Origin of the sequence: Mycolicibacterium neoaurum ATCC 25795 (assembly GCF_000691525.1) — a bacterium.
In the GTDB taxonomy this organism is placed as follows: Bacteria; Actinomycetota; Actinomycetes; order Mycobacteriales; family Mycobacteriaceae; genus Mycobacterium; species Mycobacterium neoaurum.
The window spans coordinates 22,355-38,094 of record NZ_JMDW01000023.1; the positions used below are offsets into that span (position 1 = coordinate 22,355).

The window sequence follows — 15,740 nt, forward strand, 5'->3', positions numbered from 1 at the left end:
ACATGACCGCCGAATTGACCCACCCCGCAGGCACACCCGACGCCATCGCAGAAGACGAATCGGCCGGCTCGCCCCCGAGCCGACTCAATATCGTGCGCGACGTGCTTCCCCTGGCAGCCCTGTTGGCGTTGGTGGTGTTCTTCTCGGTGCGTGCCGAGGCTTTCCTGTCGGCAGCGAACCTGACCTTGATCAGTGGACAGGCCGGAATCCTGCTGCTGGCCTCGCTCGGTGCCACCCTGGTGATCGTCGCAGGCAGCGTCGACCTGTCCGTCGGCTCGATCGCCCTGCTCACCGGAGCCGTCATCGCCTCGCTGATCAACAGCGGATTCGGCAACCCGATCGTGGTGCTACTCATCGCGATTGTCGTCGGCGCGGTGATCGGCCTGATCAACGGTGTCGTATTCGCCTACGGGCGGGTCCCGTCGTTCATCGCGACACTGGGCACGCTGTCGTTGTTCGCCGGTATCGGGTTGACGGTGTTGCAGGGCAGCACGATCAACTTCACCAACGAAGCGGTCCGCAACCTGGCGATCGGTCAGTTCATCCCGAACATCCAGAACGCCGCGCTGACCGCGCTGCTGACCCTCGCTGTGGTGTGGTTCCTGGCCCGCCGGACGCGGTTCGGGCTCTACGTCTATGCGATCGGCGGTAACGAACGTGTGGTGGAGCTGGCGGGCGTACGCACCGCTCGCGTGAAGGTGCTGATCCTGGTGCTCTCCGGAATCACCGCGGGGCTGGCCGGGCTGTTGCTCACCGCGCAACTCGGGGCGGCGGGGCCGACACTCGGTTCGACGATTCTGCTGGATTCGATCGCCGCCATCGTCATCGGCGGTACCGCACTCTCCGGTGGTGTCGGCGGTGTCGGTCGCACGGTGCTCGGTGTGCTGATCCTCACCGTGCTGTCCAACGGGCTCAACCAGATCGGAGCGGCCGACTACACCCAGACCATCATCAAGGGTTTGGTGATCATCGTCGCGGCGATCTTCACGATGGCCTCCCAGCGCAAACTGATCGTCAAGTAGTCCGGCGCACTAGAATCGAGGTATGGCCCGTAACTATGCGACCGCCGACACGGTCACCCGCGACGAGTTGCTCGCCTTCGTCCGGCCGCGCCACCAGATGGTGCTGACCACGTTCCGTTCCGACGGCTCGGTGCAGAGTTCTCCCGTCACCGGCGGCGTCGACGAGCAGGGACGGATCGTGATCGCGAGCTATCCGCAACGAGCCAAATCGCGCAATATAAGCCGTGATCCGCGAGCCAGCGTGACCGTGTTGTCCGAAGAGTTCCACGGGCCGTATGTCCAGATCGACGGTGATGCCGAGTGCATCGACCTGCCCGACGCCGTCGAGCCGCTGGTCGACTACTTCCGCGCCGTCGCCGGTGAGCATCCGGATTGGGACGAGTACCGGCAGGCGATGGCCGACCAGGGCAAGTGTCTGTTGCGGATCACTCCTCGACGGTGGGGCCCGGTCGCTACCGGGGGATTTCCGCCGCCGAGCTGACCGCGGTCATCTCCTCCCGGCGGGATCGAATCCGGTACTGGCTATCGCGGTCGACAATCCGATGCCGATCTGTCCGAGATGGTCGAACAGTGCCGTCGATCCGGTGGCGATACCGTCTGCGGCGCTGTGGGTCTGCACGGCGAGACCGATGTACGGGCCATCGGGTAACCGGCTCAGCGTGAGCGTGTAGTCGGCGTTGATGAACCCCAGCCCGGCAGTGCTGAAGTTGGCCATCGAAGCGGTGATGTCGACCGCCATCGCCGCACGCACGAACGCCGTCATCGACTCGCCCTGCACCAGGTCCCGGAACTCGCGAACCCATGCATAGCGTGGTCCGTCGTGTTGCCACGGAAAGTCGGCATCATCGGACGATCCGTAGGCCTGGATGAACATCGGCATGTTCGCGGCGACGGCATCGGTTTCGTCCGGTACCGCCGGCAGCTCCACCGGTGTGGTCCAGAATCGGCCGGGCGGTTGAGCGCTGCGCCGTAGGAACAGCGCGGATGCCCTGGCGACCACATCACCGGCCTGGGTCATGGTTGCGTCCATCGAACACATCCGCCGACCGGCCCGCAGCACCGATGCGCTCGTGCGCACCGGCTCGGTGGCCACCCGCCGCAGGATATCGACCGTCAGCCGTGCCGGATGCAGGTCGGGATCGTCGACCTGCTGCTCGATGGCCCGGGCCAGCAGGCCGCCGATGACCTGACCTCCCAGCGTCGGGCCCCAGCCGCCGTGGGCGACCGCGTTGGGCACCAACTCGTCCCCGTGGCGCGTCGTGAACGGTGTCACCGCGGTGTCTGCCATCACGGCATATTACAAAACACGACCGCGCTGTAATGTCGAAAGCTGCTTCTCGTAGAAGGCCAAGTGTGCTCGGGCCGCACTGTCCCAGGTCAGCGACAGTGCAAGCGCACGGCCGGGACCGGGGTCGCCGGGATCGGCCAGTGCAGCGGAGATCTCGGCCGCGAAACCGTCCACATCGGAGGCGAACCGGGCGGTGGAGCCGAACACCTCGCGCAGGACCGGCAGGTCGCGGGTGACCACCGGCCGGCCGGCCGCCAGGGCCTCCAGCGCGGCCAAACCGAAGCCCTCCTTGGTGGATGGGAAAGCGAACACCTCACAACCCGCCACCAAGCCCGGTAGCTGGTCATCGGCGATGGCCCCGAGGATGATCGGCTCGATGCCCAATGCGGCGCTTCGCGATTCGAACGCTCGTCGATAGTCGCGGTAATCGAACAGCGTTTCGCCACCCGCGATGACCAACGCGAGCTCCGGATGCCGGCGGCGCAGTAGCTGATAGGCCTCCAACAGGTCGAGGGTGCCTTTACGGGGTTCGATGCCACCCACTGTCAGCAGGTAGGGACGCAGCTGATCGAATCCCGGCTCGGCATCGATGAATCGCTGTGCTGCCACACCATTGGGAATCACCGTCGGATCCAGGCCCCAACCCGTCCGCACCTCGGCGGCGACAGCGGAGGAGACGCAGATCCGTGCGTACGGCGCGGTGATCGCCTTCTCGTGGCATTCGGCAAGGATCGGCGTGGTGAACTCGTCGAGGTGATGGATGGTGCGGATACAGTGCCCTACGGCATTGGCGCTGATGCAGTCCTGGGCGTGCACGATGTCATAACTGCCCGCGGTGAATTCACCTCGCAGGGTGTCGATGGAGCGCACGATGCGGTCGGTGACGGTGTCGCCGGGGAGATCGACGAACTCGACAAGTCGCAACGAGACCGCCGGATCCACGGACCGGAAGAATCCTGGGTCGCCGGCGCGCGCCAACGACCACACCGTGACGTCGGCGCCTGCTCGTGCCAGCGCCTCAGCCAGGTTGAGGGTGTGCACCACGCCGCCGCGTGGTTTGGTCGAGTAGGTGAGCAGAGCGATCCGCATATCACCTCCGCACCCGGTAGATGTCACTGCGCAGCTCCGTGAGGTGATTCAACACCTTTCTCGCCCTGGCAATCTCGGCCTCGACATCGATGTTCGCGACGGCCAGCCCGCCCTTGGACCTGGTGGTGGACAGGATGTCGCCGCCCGGACCGACGATCTTGGCCTGGCCGAGAAACCGCAGATTTCCCATCACCCCGGTTTGGTTCGAGGACACCAGCACCACCTGGTTCTCGGCGGCGCGCGCGCAATCGTAGAGGTCGAACAGTCGCGACTGGCGGTCCGCGGGTAGCCGGGAGGCACGATCGGTGATGCTCGCCGGCCATGCCGACAACGCGGCGATGATCTGCGCCCCGTCGAGTGCCAGGGTGCGGGCGGCCTCCGGAAAGGTCTTGTCGTAGTCGATGAGCATCCCGACCCGGCCGACCGGGGTGTCGAAGCTGTCGAAGCGATCACCGGCCAGGTAGGTCAGCGACTCACCGGCAGGCTGGTGCACCTTGCGGTATCGACCGAGGACACCGTCACCGGACACGCAGACGGCCGCGTTGTAGCGGCTGCCGCCCGCCGCTTCCTCGGCATAACCGACGCATACGGTCATGGGACCCGCCGCGGCGATCACGGCTGCGATCTCGGGACCGTCGGGATCCAGCGCGGGTGGTGGGTCATCGGGGTCGGGGGCAGAGAAGTCACCTATATAGCCGCCCAGGCAGGCGTCCGGTAGGACCAGCATGTCCACTCCGTCGCGGGCGGCGGACTCGATGATGCCCACGACCTTGGATACGCCGCGATCGAGATCACGCCCGAAGTGCCCGGCGACCGCGCCCAGGGTGACCGGTGCCATGCGCCCTCCTCAGGCCGGGCCGAGTCCGGTGACCGGCGACGACAGTGCGGTCGTGGTGACCCCGTCGGGCCAGCGTAGGCGCACGCCTGCGGTGGCGGTCAACCGTCCGCAGTCCGCGGCCGTGACACCGTGCGGAAGTGCCACCGGCTTGGCAGATCCCGCGGTCAGCATGGCGTAACCCGGGAAGCAGGTCAGCCAGGCAGCGAGGTCGGCGGCCTGCGGCCGGGGCACCGCGGAGACCTCCAGTTCGGCGCCGGTGCCGCACGCCTCGGCGAGCATGCCCAGGGTGCCGACCACACCGGCCATGCTGACGTCCTTGGCGGCGCGGGGACGCATCCCGGCGACGACTCCCGACAGCGCGGCAAGGTCGGCGCCGGACCGGGTGCTGCTCGAATCCCACTGCTTACCGGTGTAACCGGTCCGCCAGCCGCCGGACAGGTCGGCGGTCAGCCGCACCCGGTCACCGACGCGCCCGCCACCGGCCGGCACCGGATCGCTTGTCCGGCCGAGTGCGGTGACGGCCAGTGCGGCGGGGACACCGAGTTGGGTGTGCCCACCGAGAACCGGGACATCCCATGCCGCCGATGCGGCCGCGATACCACCGATCACGCGCTGCACGGTCCGCCGGGTGGGAGCCGCCACCGCGTCGAGCAATGCGGTGGGAACGGCGCCCATGGCGGTCAGATCGTTGATGTTGACCAGCACCGAGCACCAACCGGCCCACTCCGGATCGCGTTCGACCATCGACGGGATGATGGCATCGCATGCGGCGATCAGGTCCGTGCCGGGCACCGGGGCACCGTCGTCGCCGATGTACCCGTCGGCTCCGAGCCCTCCCGGCACAGCGCGGAGCGGGGCCAGCGAATCACCCAGAAACGACTTCGTTGCGGTCGCGAGTGTGCCGAAAGGGTTGATGGGGTAGCGCATCCGGGTGTGTGGTCGGCCACAGACCTGGTCGTCGCCAAGGCGTTCCCATCCCATGGCGGCGAAGACGGCCTCGTACCGGGTCTGCACACTGGCTTCGAATCGCAACACCCCGACCGATTCGGCGTAGGCGCAGGCGGCTCGGATCAAGGCCGGTCCGACACCCGCCGAACGGGCCTGAGGCGCGGTGACCAGGCGACTACCGGTCCACCACCCCAGGTCGCGGGATCCGACCGGCGCCAACCGCACACCGCCGAGGACTTCGCCATCGGCGGCGACGGCAACCAGCACGACGGTGCGCGGGTCGTCGTCGATATCGTCGGAGTCCGATCCGGTGAACAAGCGCTGGACACCGACGAACTCGATCCGGCGCAGGGTGCGGTAGGAGCAGACATCCGCTCCGTCGCCTCGACGGATGAGAAACGGTGCGCCCGGCCGTGTCCCGGCCAGGATCGACAGGTCTGCCGTCGACGTCGTGGCGCTGTGGTCGAAGGGGATCATCACGCACCGAGCCCTTGCAGCACCGAGCACGCACCACAGGCCGCGCAGCCGGCCCGTTGATCGGCACCGGCCATGCCCGCCATCGCCAGTTTTGTCGCGACCTCGCGAGATACCTTCTCCACCAATGCAGCATCCGGTGCCGGCGCGTGATCGACCTCGACCGCCAGCGACCCGGCCTGCGGGCGGTAGGGCACGACGAACGGATAGACCCCCATGTCGATCAACTCCGCGGCGCCGGCCACCAGGTCGTCCGGGTCCTCACCGAGGCCGACGAGTAGATAGGTGGATACCTGGTTGCGGCCGAACACCCGGACGGCTTCCCGCCAGGCGTCGCGGTACTGCTCCAGCGGCACGGTCGCCTTGCCGGGCATCCACCGCCGGCGCACATTTTCGTCCAGTGATTCGACGTGGATGCCGATCGTGGCGGCCCCCGCTTCACGAAGGTCACCGATGACGGACAGATCGGCGGGAGGTTCGCACTGGACCTGGATGGGCAGTTCCGGTACCGCCGCCGTGACCGCTCGAACACAGCGGGCCAGATGTGTTGCCCCCCGGTCGGTTCCGGCGGATGTACCCGTCGTCATCACCATCTGGGTCACCCCGTCCAGCCGCACCGCCGCCGCGGCCACCTCGGCCAACTCGGCCGGTCGTTTGACCGCTGTGGTGGAGTCCGTGCGCAGTGACTCCTCGATGGTGCAGAAACGGCAGCGCTGTTCGGCCTCGTAGCGAATACATGTCTGCACCACCGTGGTGGCGAGCACGTTTCGACCGTGCAGGCGAGCGATCTTCTCGTAGGGGACCCCGTCGGCGGTTCGTAGATCGTAGAAACGTGGGCGGTCGATCACCTCGACGTCCAGCCCGGTGTCCACACCGTCGCGAAGCACCCTGGTGCCGTCGAACAGGAACGGACTGTCATCGTTTCGCGGGATCGCGGCATTGAGACCGTCGATGACGAGGTGACCGTCGGCGCTCGGGCCGGCGCCCGAGGTACGGCGCACCGGTGGCTGCCCGCGAAAACCCATCAGGGCGAGGTCGACTCTGGTCGATATCGTCATTGCATCCCCTCAGCTGGCCGAAGCGATCGTGTGAAACCTGCTCTGCTGCGCAACGATCGACTCCGCGACATGGCGCGCATCGCGGTCGATCCCGAGAAACCGTCCCGACCCCCAGGTGTGCATCCACGGCAGTCCGATGAAGCTCAGTCCCGCCACGCCGGTGATACCGCGGGTCTGCATGGGCCGGCCGGCACCGTCGAACGCGCTGGCTTCGATCCACCGGTAATCCGGTCGGTAACCGATGGCCCATACGATGCTGGTGACGTTCCGGTCGACGAGATCGAGCGTGGTGGGCTCGTCCTCGGGTGTCCACACGGGGGTATAGCGCGACGCCGGAGGTGCCGGGATCCCCTTCTGCTCGATGTATGCGTCGATATCGGCGCAGATCGAGTTGTACACCGAATCGGCGTGATCCAGCGCGGTGGTCAGATTCGGGGCGAACCGCAGCTCACCGTCCCGGCCGTCGGTCAGCGAGCCGTACAGCATCATGCCTTCGAGGGCGAACTGGCGCAGGTCGACATCGCGGCCACCGTCGCGTCCGGTGACGTAGTGGTTGGTCTTCTCGATCGCCGCCTTGCCGCCTGGGTACTGGGCGGCGGGCCGATCGTAGAGGCCCATATCGGACAGCCAGGTCATGCAGTCCCGGCCGCGATAGGTCCGCGCCACCCGCGGTGCGCCACCGACGGCCAGATGCACCGCTCGGCCCGCCAGGTGCAGGTCCTCGGCGATCTGCGTGCCCGATTGACCGGTACCGACCACCAGCACCGCCCCGTCGGGTAGCTGATCGGGGTTACGGTAGAGCTCGGAGTGGAGTTGGCGGATCGATGGGTCCAGTGTTGCTGCGAACGGCGGTATGACGGGCAACGGGTAACCGCCGGTGGCGATGACGGCGTGGTCGCAGGTGAGGGTGTGTGAACCGGCGGCATCCTCGACGGTGAGTTCGAATCCGCCTTTGATGTGATTGGTCAGTTTGGTCACCCGGGTATGTGTGCGCAGCGGCGGGGTGAAGGTCGCCAACCACCCGTTCAGCCATTCGACGACCTGATCGCGGGTCATGAAACCGTCTGGGTCGGGGCCGTTGTAGGAGTAACCGGGCAGTCGACAGTGCCAGTTGGGTGTCACCAAGGTGAAGTTGTCCCAACGGGTGTCCGACCAGGCATGAACGGGGGTCACGGCTTCCAGGACGAGGTGCTCGATGCCGGCCCGGCCCAGGTACCAACTGACCGACAATCCGGCTTGGCCGGCTCCGACGACGACCACAGGGACATGGGTGTCGGTCATCGCTGCTCCGATCCGGGGTTCATCGAGGTGATCTCGACCAGCGCGTCCAGCGGGAAACCCGCAGCGGCGCCGCTGATCCGGGACGCGGTCTCAGCCGCGGAGGTGCAGGCGAAGCCGAACTTGGCTCGTACGCGGTCACTGGCCTCGGTCATGGCGTGTCCGGTGCGCTGGACCAACTCGCCGACGGTGTAGCTACGGCCCGTCGAGAGGTGATCGTGCACGACCAAACTGGGCGAGTAGTAGCGCTGGGTATTGCCATCGGGCCAGCGGACGTCGAATGTCATTTCAGGCATGGGCGAGCGCCTGCCAGTTCGTCTCGTGCGCCGAGGTCGGCGCGATCAGTGGGCCATACACATCGGGCCTGCGGTCGCGCAGGTGGAACATCCCGGCACGGGCGGTGCGGAAGGCATTGTCCAGGTCGACCTCGGCGATGGCCAGTCCACTGTCCAGAAGCGTTGTGGCGAGGATGTTTCCGCCAGGGTCGACCACCTTTGCGTTGCCGACGTAGCGCAGTGATCCGAAGGTGCCGCTCTGATTGGATGCCACCCAGAACACCTGGTTGTCCAGCGCGCGGGCGGTGTCGAAAAGATTGAACCGATAGGTCCAACGGTCGTCCTGCAGATTCTCGGCAGTGGCGGTACGCGCCGCCGGCCAGGCCGACAGGCTCGCGATGATCTGCGCGCCGTCCAAAGCCATCATCCGGGCAGCCTCGGGAAATGCCTTGTCGTAACAGATCTGTAGGCCTATCCGGCCGACCGGGCTGTCGAAGACCCGATAGCCGGATCCGGCGGAATAGGACATTCCCTCGCCGAGTGGTTGGTGGACCTTACGATAGGTGCCGTAGACCTGGTGGCCATCGAGAATGGCAGCCGTGTTGTACCGGGTCTCGCCGTCGTCGGCCAGTTCGCAGAACCCGATGGCGATGGTGAGATCGCCGATTATCTGCTGGACTCGGGCGATTTCCGGGCCATCGATCCGAATGGCAGGTGGCAGATCGCGCTTCGTTGTTCGCACGGTATCGCCGTGGTTTCCGAGGGAGGACAGATATCCGCCGATCGCGGCCTCGGGCAGCACCATGAAGTCCACATCGGCTGCCCGTGCTTTGTCGGTGAGCGAAGAGATGAGCGCGTAGTTCTGTTCGAGATCGCGGGTGAAGTTCGCCGAAACGGCGGCCAGGGTGGTCACCGTCATGTCCTAGACCATGTAGGTGGAGTTGATGATGGCGCCCTTGCGGGCATAGTGGATCAGCGCGTCCTGGACGTCGAGGGGGTGGGCCGGGATGACGCCGTCGATCAGATCTTCCTCGCGTCCACCGTGCAGGCCGAGTCCGAAGCGGCAGCAGAAGACCGTGCCGCCCTCCTTGATGAAGGTCGTCAGCGCGTCGTTGATGTTCTGCTCGCCAGGGAATCCCGAATCGCCGGTGGTCGGAAAGCCGCGGGTGGCAAGGCAGTTGATGGCTCCGGGACCGTAGAAGTAGAGCGCCGAGTCGAACCCCTTGCGCAGGGCCCGAGTGGCCTGCAGGACCGCGACGAATGACACCGACGATTCGTGGGCGATGCCATGGACGAGGGTGAAGTAGCTCTCACCTTCTTCGGCCTGGTAGTCCGGGAAGATCTTGGTCCCGCCGTAGATGGAGGTGCCCTTCGGTAGGGCGGGATGTGGGATCTCGGCCAGCGAGGTGGCGATGTTCGCGGTGATGGATTCGTCAAAGGACATGATGTGCTCCGGGTTTTCGTATCGCGGTTCGTCGGCGGTGTCGCCGGGCGGCCGGTGATCGGCTGGTTCCATTAGATGCGCCGGGTATTTCCGCGTGGTTAGGCCCGGAATACGGCTGCGTTGCCATCGACTCACCGCGGAAACATCACAGAAACATGAATTACGTTGTGCCGCAACGATAAATGGCCCGAGCGGAAATCCGCCGGGCCTGCAATATGGATAGTACACCATCAATTAGTGCGCCAGCATTCTGAAGTGGCTAGCTGTGGTATCGCTTTCGTCTAGCCTTGACGGGTGAAACTGGACGGCCAGCAGTTGACGGCCTTTGCCGCCGTACTCGACCTCGGCAGTTTCGATGCTGCCGCCGAGCGACTGCACATCACCCCGTCGGCGGTGAGCCAGCGTGTCAAAGCGCTTGAGCAACGGGTGGGGCAGGTTCTGGTGGTGCGCGAGAAGCCCTGCCGGGTGACGCCCGCCGGAGTGCCGATCCTGCGCCTGGCCGCCCAGATCGCGACACTGGAATCGGAGGCCTTGGCGGAAACCTCCGGTGGCTCCGCCGAGCGCACCCGTATAGCGGTCGCGGTGAACGCCGACTCGATGGCCACCTGGTTCACTGCGGTGTTCCGACTGTTGCCCGAGGTGCTGTTCGATGTGCGCATCGAGGATCAGGATCACTCGGCTCGGTTGCTCCGCGAGGGTGCGGTGATGGGCGCTGTCACCACCGAACGCGCCGCGGTGCCAGGATGCCGGATCCAGTCGTTGGGCGTCATGCGCTATGTTCCCGTTGCGTCGGTGGACTACGTGGCTCGGTATCTGGCGGACGGATTCACGGCCGCGGCCGCCGCGCAGATGCCCTCGCTGGCGTGGAACCGAGATGACGCGTTACAGGACAAGCTGATTCGGAAAGCATTCCGGCGCGATGTGCAGCGTCCCGTGCACTATGTGCCGACCGCCGAAGGGTTCGGTGCGGCCGTGCGCGCCGGACTGGGCTGGGGCATGTATCCCGAGCAGCTGGTCACCACCGACTTCGTGCAGATCTGTCCGACCTATCTCGACGTGCCGCTGTTCTGGCAGTCCTGGAAGCTCGACAGCGCGCTGGTGGCCTCGATCAGCCGTGCCGTATCCACGGCGGCCGCCGGCACCCTACGCTGAGTCGCCGGAGCTCAAGAAGCAAGTGACCTACGGAGCGCTGGGGTCCGTAGGTCACCTGGTGGGTCTCATGCACGTCAGCTGATACCGACGATCTCCTGGGCGATGGCGCTGAGCCGTGCCTGAGCGGCCGAGACGACGCGCTGCCGGTTCTTGTGGAACTCTTCGTAGGCAATGATCACCCGGATATCGGCGGCATCGGAGAGTTCCTTCACTGCGGCTACGGCGTCGTTGACGTTGAGGTCGTCGTAGCCGGCGATCGGCAACTCGTCTGCCTCCAGCACACCGGCCTCGCCACGGATGGTGTGCAGAGCGTCGGCGACCTCCGCGGCGCCCTCTCGACGGCTGACCTTCTCCGCGGCGGACAGCGCGGCATCACGCGAGGCGGAGAGCGTCTTTGCCGCGATCTCACCGGCCTGGCTACCGCGGCTGAGTGCATCGTCGATGGTCGGGCGAGTTGCCCGTGCGGTGGCGTACACGCGCTCGAAGGCGCGGGTGGCCACGATGCCCGGCAGGTTGGCCAGTTTGACCGCAGCACCGGCCACAGCCTGAATCGGTGTGCGGCGCAATGCCGCCGGACCACCGAGAGCCTCCTCGGCCAGTACCGTGGTCAACCAGATCACGGTCGCGCTGTGGGCTTCGATCAGCGAGTCGGCGAGATCTTGCACCTCTCGGTTGCCTGCGGCGACCGACAGCGACTTCAGGTAGCGGGCACGGTCCACGAGCTGATGCTCGAGAGCCAAGTCGCCCAGCAGTGCCTCGGCGAAGGGCTCGGCCTGCTCGGTGAGCGCCTTCACAGCGGCGGCGGCGCGGCCGAGCAGCGGTCCGAGAACATCGGGCGATCCGCCGAGTTCGCGGATGGTTGCCTCGATCAACGCTGCGCGTGTCCGCGCGTTCTCTGCGTTGGCGGACAGTTCTTCGCGTACGGCTTCGGTGCGCGCCTGTGCGGTCCGCACCTCGGCTATCTGGATCTCGGTGCTGGTCAATTCCAGAATGGTGCGCAAGTTGGTGATGAGCGCGGTCTTGTCAGTCATGCGTATCCCCCTGCACGTGTATGGATGAACGGATCCGATCGGTCGATCGGACGGTGCGGGTGAGCACCTTCGATCAACGGCTACCCGGCTGCGTCGGAGTTGACACGAGACACGCCGCGATGTGGCCCATGTCTCGATCAGCGATCATGACGATCGTAATATCTAGTGTTCAGAGTGCTTTATAACGATTGTTATAGGAGTAAATTTGAGTGGCGATGCGCTCAACTCGAGGGACCGACTGGTCGCCGGAGCAGCCGATCTGCTCGCGCGTCACGGTTTCGGGACGATGTCCATGCGCGAACTGGCTCGGCACGCCGATGCCCCGCTGGGGTCGACGTATCACTACTTTCCGGGCGGGAAACCGGAACTGACCGCAGAAGCGGTGCGTTGGGCCGACCGTGAAACCGGAGCGGTGTTGCGGCAAGGGCTGGTGGATGGCCCCGTCGCCGGGCTGCGCAGCTTCGTGCACATGTGGCGCCGCGCACTGGTCGACAGCGACTTCGGCCGAGGTTGCGCAGTGATGGCGGTTGCGGTGCACGAGGATCCCGGAGACGCGGCGCGCGATGCCGCGGTTTTCGCGTTCAGCAATTGGACGACCGAACTTTCCGCCGTGCTGCGTCGGTGCGGCATCAGCCATGAGGCCGCCGCCGAGCTGGCCACGTTGGTGATCGCAGCCGTCGAAGGTGCCGTGGCGATGTGCCGTGCCGAGCGCAGCCTTCAACCACTGGAGGTGGTGGCCACTCGGTTGGAGGGTCTGCTCAGATCCTGACGTGCAGGACCTCGCTGAGCGGACGCCGCGGTGTCGGCGGTGGGACTTCGTCGAGTTCGGAGGCCAACCCGACTCTGACCACGATCTGCGGATGAGCGCGGTTGATCAGGGCACCGATGATGTCGCGGCTGGCCGGGAGCTCGGTGAGGTGAGTGAGCGTGCAGGAGGACAGGCCGGCCATGGTGGCGTCGAGCAGGAGTGCCGAGAGCCTTTCGCCGCATCGCAGCATGTCCAGACGGGTGTCCTCGGGGGCGGAGATGACGATCAGCTGCGCCTGGTCTTCGGTGATGTGCCTGCGCCGCTCTGCGTGCTGGGTCACCGGGAAGTTGCGGCCGACGTCGACCCGGTCCGCCTCGGCGGCCGACACCAGTGAGCTGTGCGGGATGCCATCGCTCACCTCAAAAGGCGATGTCCACCAGTCGATTTCGTGATGATAGGCACTGTCGTAGAGGCGCATCGACTCGGTGAGCTGGGCGGCATCGGCGACAGTGTGGCGATCCGCGGGATCGATGGCATCCACGGTGGTCGCAGCGGGATCATGCGCGGTGTTCAGCAGCAGGTCGTTGGTTGCCGGGTCGGCAGGTGCTGCCAAGGGCAGACGGTCGGTTCGCCGGGCCAGGATGGCGTCCGCGTGACGGCGTTGCAAGGCGGTGACGGTGTCCGCGGGCGCCAGCGTGATGGTCGCGAGATGCAGATGGTCGTCGGGGTCGGGGTAGCGATCAACGGTGGCCCGCAAGCCGGCCGCGGCGGCCGCAACACGGAAATGGTCAAGGGCCGCACCGCAACTGATCACCGCCTGGCGTCCGCTGGTGTCGGTGGCGACCAATCGATCGGTGTCGACGAACAGCTGCACCCCGTCGGGGGTGATGAGCCACCGCCACGGCTGGCTGTTGTGGTACGACGGTGCACGGCACGCCAGGTGCACGACGTCTTCCACGATTCGTGCATCGGCCGCTGTCTGCGATGTTGCTGCCATGCCGCATAGTCTGCGGCGGGGCTGCCGGAGTCGGTAGGGCCGGAAGTCCCTAGCCGGATGTGGTGACTGCGACAGATATGAATCGGCTCCCGCCACAGAGGTGGCGGGAGCCGATTCGTTGTCGGGAAGGGGCCCTAGTGGGCCGGCTTGCGATGCCGACCGATCAGGGCGGTCAACCAGCGAACGTCGAGCAACATGTCGTTCCGCCTTTCTATGCGGTCTTGCGGAGGAGGGGGAGCAGGCGCCGCCGGGCAAGGGTGCCCTCGGCGAAATGGTGCAACGCCTCCGGAACGGAGACCGTGATGGGGAATGCGTCGTCGATCATGTGCAGGGTGTCGAGAACGGGGGCGCCGGCAATCAGCGCCCATTCGACACCGGCCATATCGCATTCGTCATCGAGTGCGTAGAGCAGTGCAACACCGCGTGCGGACAGGAAGGTCACGTCGGTGAGGTCGAGAACGAACGGCTTCTCGGCCAGGACCAGTCGACGCACCTGCTCGGTGAGGCTGTCGACGTTGTTGTCGTCGATCACCCCGGACACCGTCACCACCAAGGCCAGATGGCGGCACTGCGCCCGCAGTTCCGCTCCGCCGCACTGGACGGCGGGGTTGCCATACCGGAATGCGATTGTCATGGACTGCCTCCCTTCGTGGATCTCTACTGACACCGAAGTTATCGGGCGACTTTAAGGTACTTGGGAGTAGTGATTGAGACTTTGCTAAGAAGATAGTCTGAGAGCAGGGTAAGGTTTCGCTGAGCAAATTGAAAACCTATGCACTGCAATGTATTTCAGCTTTGCGTTTCAAGGGTTCGTACCGTGGGTACCGCTTACCGGCCAGTAGCCGACCCGCGCGTTCAGCGCCGCCACTGAGATCCGCTGTAGCCATCCCACGGCGAATAGTCGGCAATGAGTTCCTCTTGCACCGGCCGCTGTGACTGCGGGACGTGCTGCAGATTGACCCGGACGCGATACCAGATCGAGCTCGGTCCACGCATTCCGTCGATGAGCACGTCGACGGGTTCGAGGAGTGCCGCCGCCTCGGGATGGTGTTGGCGCCACACATCCAAGGCCGCCATCGCCTCGTCGCGGGTCTTGGTTCTGGCAACCTCGATGAGCGGCATCGTCGAGGTCCGCCGACCCGTACCCTTGGGCGGTTTCTCGGCCGGACCCAGCCGCTGGGCCAACTCCAGCAGACCATCCAGGCTTCCCCGATGGTCGTCCATCGCCTCCCACGGATCACCGATCTCGGCGAAGCGTGCCGGCACCGTGGCCACCGTGAACGCTTCCGGGCGGCATCCGGGCACCTCGTCCCAATGCAGTGGTGTCGAGACCCGCGCATCCGGGGTGGCTCGCACCGAGTAGGCCGAGGCGACGGTGCGGTCCTTGGCGTTCTGGTTGAAATCGACGAAGACGCGAGCACCCCGCTCCTCTTTCCACCAGCGCGCGGTGGCCAGATCGGGCCTGCGGTTCTCGACTTCGCGGGCCACCGCCTCGGCGGCCAGTCGCACCTGCTTGAACGGCCACTGGCGGTGGATGCGCGCATAGATATGGAAGCCGCGCGAGCCCGATGTCTTCGGCCATGCGGTCAGGCCATGGTCTTCGAGCACCGATCGCGCGACCGCGGCGACGTCGAGGATCTGTGCCCACTCCACACCGGGCATCGGGTCCAGATCCACCCGCAGCTCGTCGGGATGCTCAAGGTCGTCGGCGCGCACCGGATGGGGATTGAGGTCCACGCAACCCAGGTTCACCGCCCAGATCAGACCGGCCGGTGCGGTGAACACCGCCTCTTTCGCCGACGTGCCGGAGGCGTACTTCAGTTCGGCGACATGGATGAAGTCGGGTCGTTTCTCCGGGGCCCGCTTCTGGAAGATCGCCTCCACCGCGATGCCCTTGACGAATCTTTTGAGGATCATCGGTCGGTCACGCACGCCGCGCAGGGCACCATCGGCGACCGCCGCGTAGTAATCGAAAAGGTCGGCCTTGGTCAGGCCGAGATCGTCGAAGATCACCCTGTCCGGGTTGGTGACGGGCACTTGCCTACCCGCAATCTCCACCTGCGCGCGAGCGGCCATCTCCTCATCGTAGGTTCGACCG

17 protein-coding genes are annotated in these 15,740 nt (G+C 65.9%); 4 read left to right on the forward strand and 13 right to left on the reverse strand.

Going from position 1 to position 15,740, the window contains the following annotated elements:
• Positions 1-2 precede the first annotated feature (2 nt).
• Positions 3-1,022, forward strand: a complete 1,020-nt coding sequence (locus tag IC40_RS0124825; protein WP_234411543.1) for an ABC transporter permease — start codon at positions 3-5, stop codon at positions 1,020-1,022.
• 22 nt (positions 1,023-1,044) lie between these two features.
• Positions 1,045-1,503 carry a PPOX class F420-dependent oxidoreductase gene (locus tag IC40_RS0124830; protein ID WP_030137366.1) on the forward strand — a complete coding sequence of 153 codons (459 nt, stop codon included), beginning with the start codon at positions 1,045-1,047 and terminating at the stop codon, positions 1,501-1,503.
• Between the two features lie 6 nt (positions 1,504-1,509).
• On the opposite strand, the gene IC40_RS0124835 is transcribed toward IC40_RS0124830, so the two are convergent.
• The 9 genes from IC40_RS0124835 to IC40_RS0124875 are packed head-to-tail and all read right to left on the reverse strand — an operon-like array spanning position 1,510 to position 9,714.
• On the reverse strand, positions 1,510-2,310 hold the full coding sequence (locus tag IC40_RS0124835) for a thioesterase family protein (protein WP_030137367.1): 801 nt from the start codon (positions 2,308-2,310) through the stop codon (positions 1,510-1,512).
• A gap of 9 nt (positions 2,311-2,319) precedes the next feature.
• A complete protein-coding gene (locus IC40_RS0124840; protein ID WP_030137368.1) occupies positions 2,320-3,399 on the reverse strand; it encodes an MSMEG_0565 family glycosyltransferase in 1,080 nt (359 codons plus the stop codon).
• Between the two features lies 1 nt (position 3,400).
• A complete protein-coding gene (locus IC40_RS0124845) occupies positions 3,401-4,237 on the reverse strand; it encodes a carbon-nitrogen hydrolase family protein (RefSeq protein WP_030137369.1) in 837 nt (278 codons plus the stop codon).
• Positions 4,238-4,246: 9 nt separating this feature from the next.
• On the reverse strand, positions 4,247-5,662 hold the full coding sequence (locus IC40_RS0124850) for an MSMEG_0567/sll0787 family protein (protein ID WP_030137370.1): 1,416 nt from the start codon (positions 5,660-5,662) through the stop codon (positions 4,247-4,249).
• Positions 5,662-6,717 carry an MSMEG_0568 family radical SAM protein gene (locus tag IC40_RS0124855; RefSeq protein ID WP_030137371.1) on the reverse strand — a complete coding sequence of 352 codons (1,056 nt, stop codon included), beginning with the start codon at positions 6,715-6,717 and terminating at the stop codon, positions 5,662-5,664. Before IC40_RS0124855 ends, IC40_RS0124850 begins: the two co-directional genes overlap by 1 nt.
• A 9-nt stretch (positions 6,718-6,726) precedes the next feature.
• A complete protein-coding gene (locus tag IC40_RS0124860) occupies positions 6,727-7,998 on the reverse strand; it encodes an MSMEG_0569 family flavin-dependent oxidoreductase (protein WP_030137372.1) in 1,272 nt (423 codons plus the stop codon).
• Positions 7,995-8,291, reverse strand: coding sequence for an MSMEG_0570 family nitrogen starvation response protein (locus tag IC40_RS0124865; RefSeq protein WP_030137373.1), 297 nt, complete (start codon positions 8,289-8,291; stop codon positions 7,995-7,997). Before IC40_RS0124865 ends, IC40_RS0124860 begins: the two co-directional genes overlap by 4 nt.
• Positions 8,284-9,183, reverse strand: coding sequence for a carbon-nitrogen hydrolase family protein (locus IC40_RS0124870; protein WP_030137374.1), 900 nt, complete (start codon positions 9,181-9,183; stop codon positions 8,284-8,286). Before IC40_RS0124870 ends, IC40_RS0124865 begins: the two co-directional genes overlap by 8 nt.
• 9 nt (positions 9,184-9,192) lie before the next feature.
• The gene (locus IC40_RS0124875; RefSeq protein ID WP_030137375.1) at positions 9,193-9,714 is read right to left on the reverse strand and encodes an MSMEG_0572/Sll0783 family nitrogen starvation response protein; all 522 of its coding nucleotides are present in this window, start codon (positions 9,712-9,714) and stop codon (positions 9,193-9,195) included.
• 294 nt (positions 9,715-10,008) lie between these two features.
• Between IC40_RS0124875 and IC40_RS0124880 the strand changes: the two genes are divergently transcribed.
• A complete protein-coding gene (locus tag IC40_RS0124880) occupies positions 10,009-10,866 on the forward strand; it encodes a LysR family transcriptional regulator ArgP (RefSeq protein WP_030137376.1) in 858 nt (285 codons plus the stop codon).
• A 74-nt stretch (positions 10,867-10,940) separates the two neighbouring features.
• On the opposite strand, the gene IC40_RS0124885 is transcribed toward IC40_RS0124880, so the two are convergent.
• Entirely contained in the window at positions 10,941-11,897 is a 957-nt protein-coding gene (locus IC40_RS0124885; RefSeq protein WP_030137377.1) for a hypothetical protein, read from the reverse strand.
• A gap of 205 nt (positions 11,898-12,102) precedes the next feature.
• On the opposite strand from IC40_RS0124885, the gene IC40_RS0124890 reads away from it, so the two are divergent.
• Entirely contained in the window at positions 12,103-12,666 is a 564-nt protein-coding gene (locus IC40_RS0124890; protein ID WP_030137378.1) for a TetR/AcrR family transcriptional regulator, read from the forward strand.
• Here IC40_RS0124890 and IC40_RS0124895 read toward each other — a convergent pair.
• From IC40_RS0124895 to IC40_RS0124905, 3 genes are all read right to left on the reverse strand, one after another.
• Positions 12,656-13,642 carry an Acg family FMN-binding oxidoreductase gene (locus IC40_RS0124895; protein WP_042509584.1) on the reverse strand — a complete coding sequence of 329 codons (987 nt, stop codon included), beginning with the start codon at positions 13,640-13,642 and terminating at the stop codon, positions 12,656-12,658. The genes IC40_RS0124890 and IC40_RS0124895 overlap by 11 nt on opposite strands.
• Positions 13,643-13,853: 211 nt before the next feature.
• Entirely contained in the window at positions 13,854-14,276 is a 423-nt protein-coding gene (locus IC40_RS0124900; RefSeq protein ID WP_030137380.1) for an STAS domain-containing protein, read from the reverse strand.
• 221 nt (positions 14,277-14,497) lie between these two features.
• Entirely contained in the window at positions 14,498-15,718 is a 1,221-nt protein-coding gene (locus IC40_RS0124905) for a DNA polymerase domain-containing protein (RefSeq protein WP_030137381.1), read from the reverse strand.
• Positions 15,719-15,740: the final 22 nt, after the last annotated feature.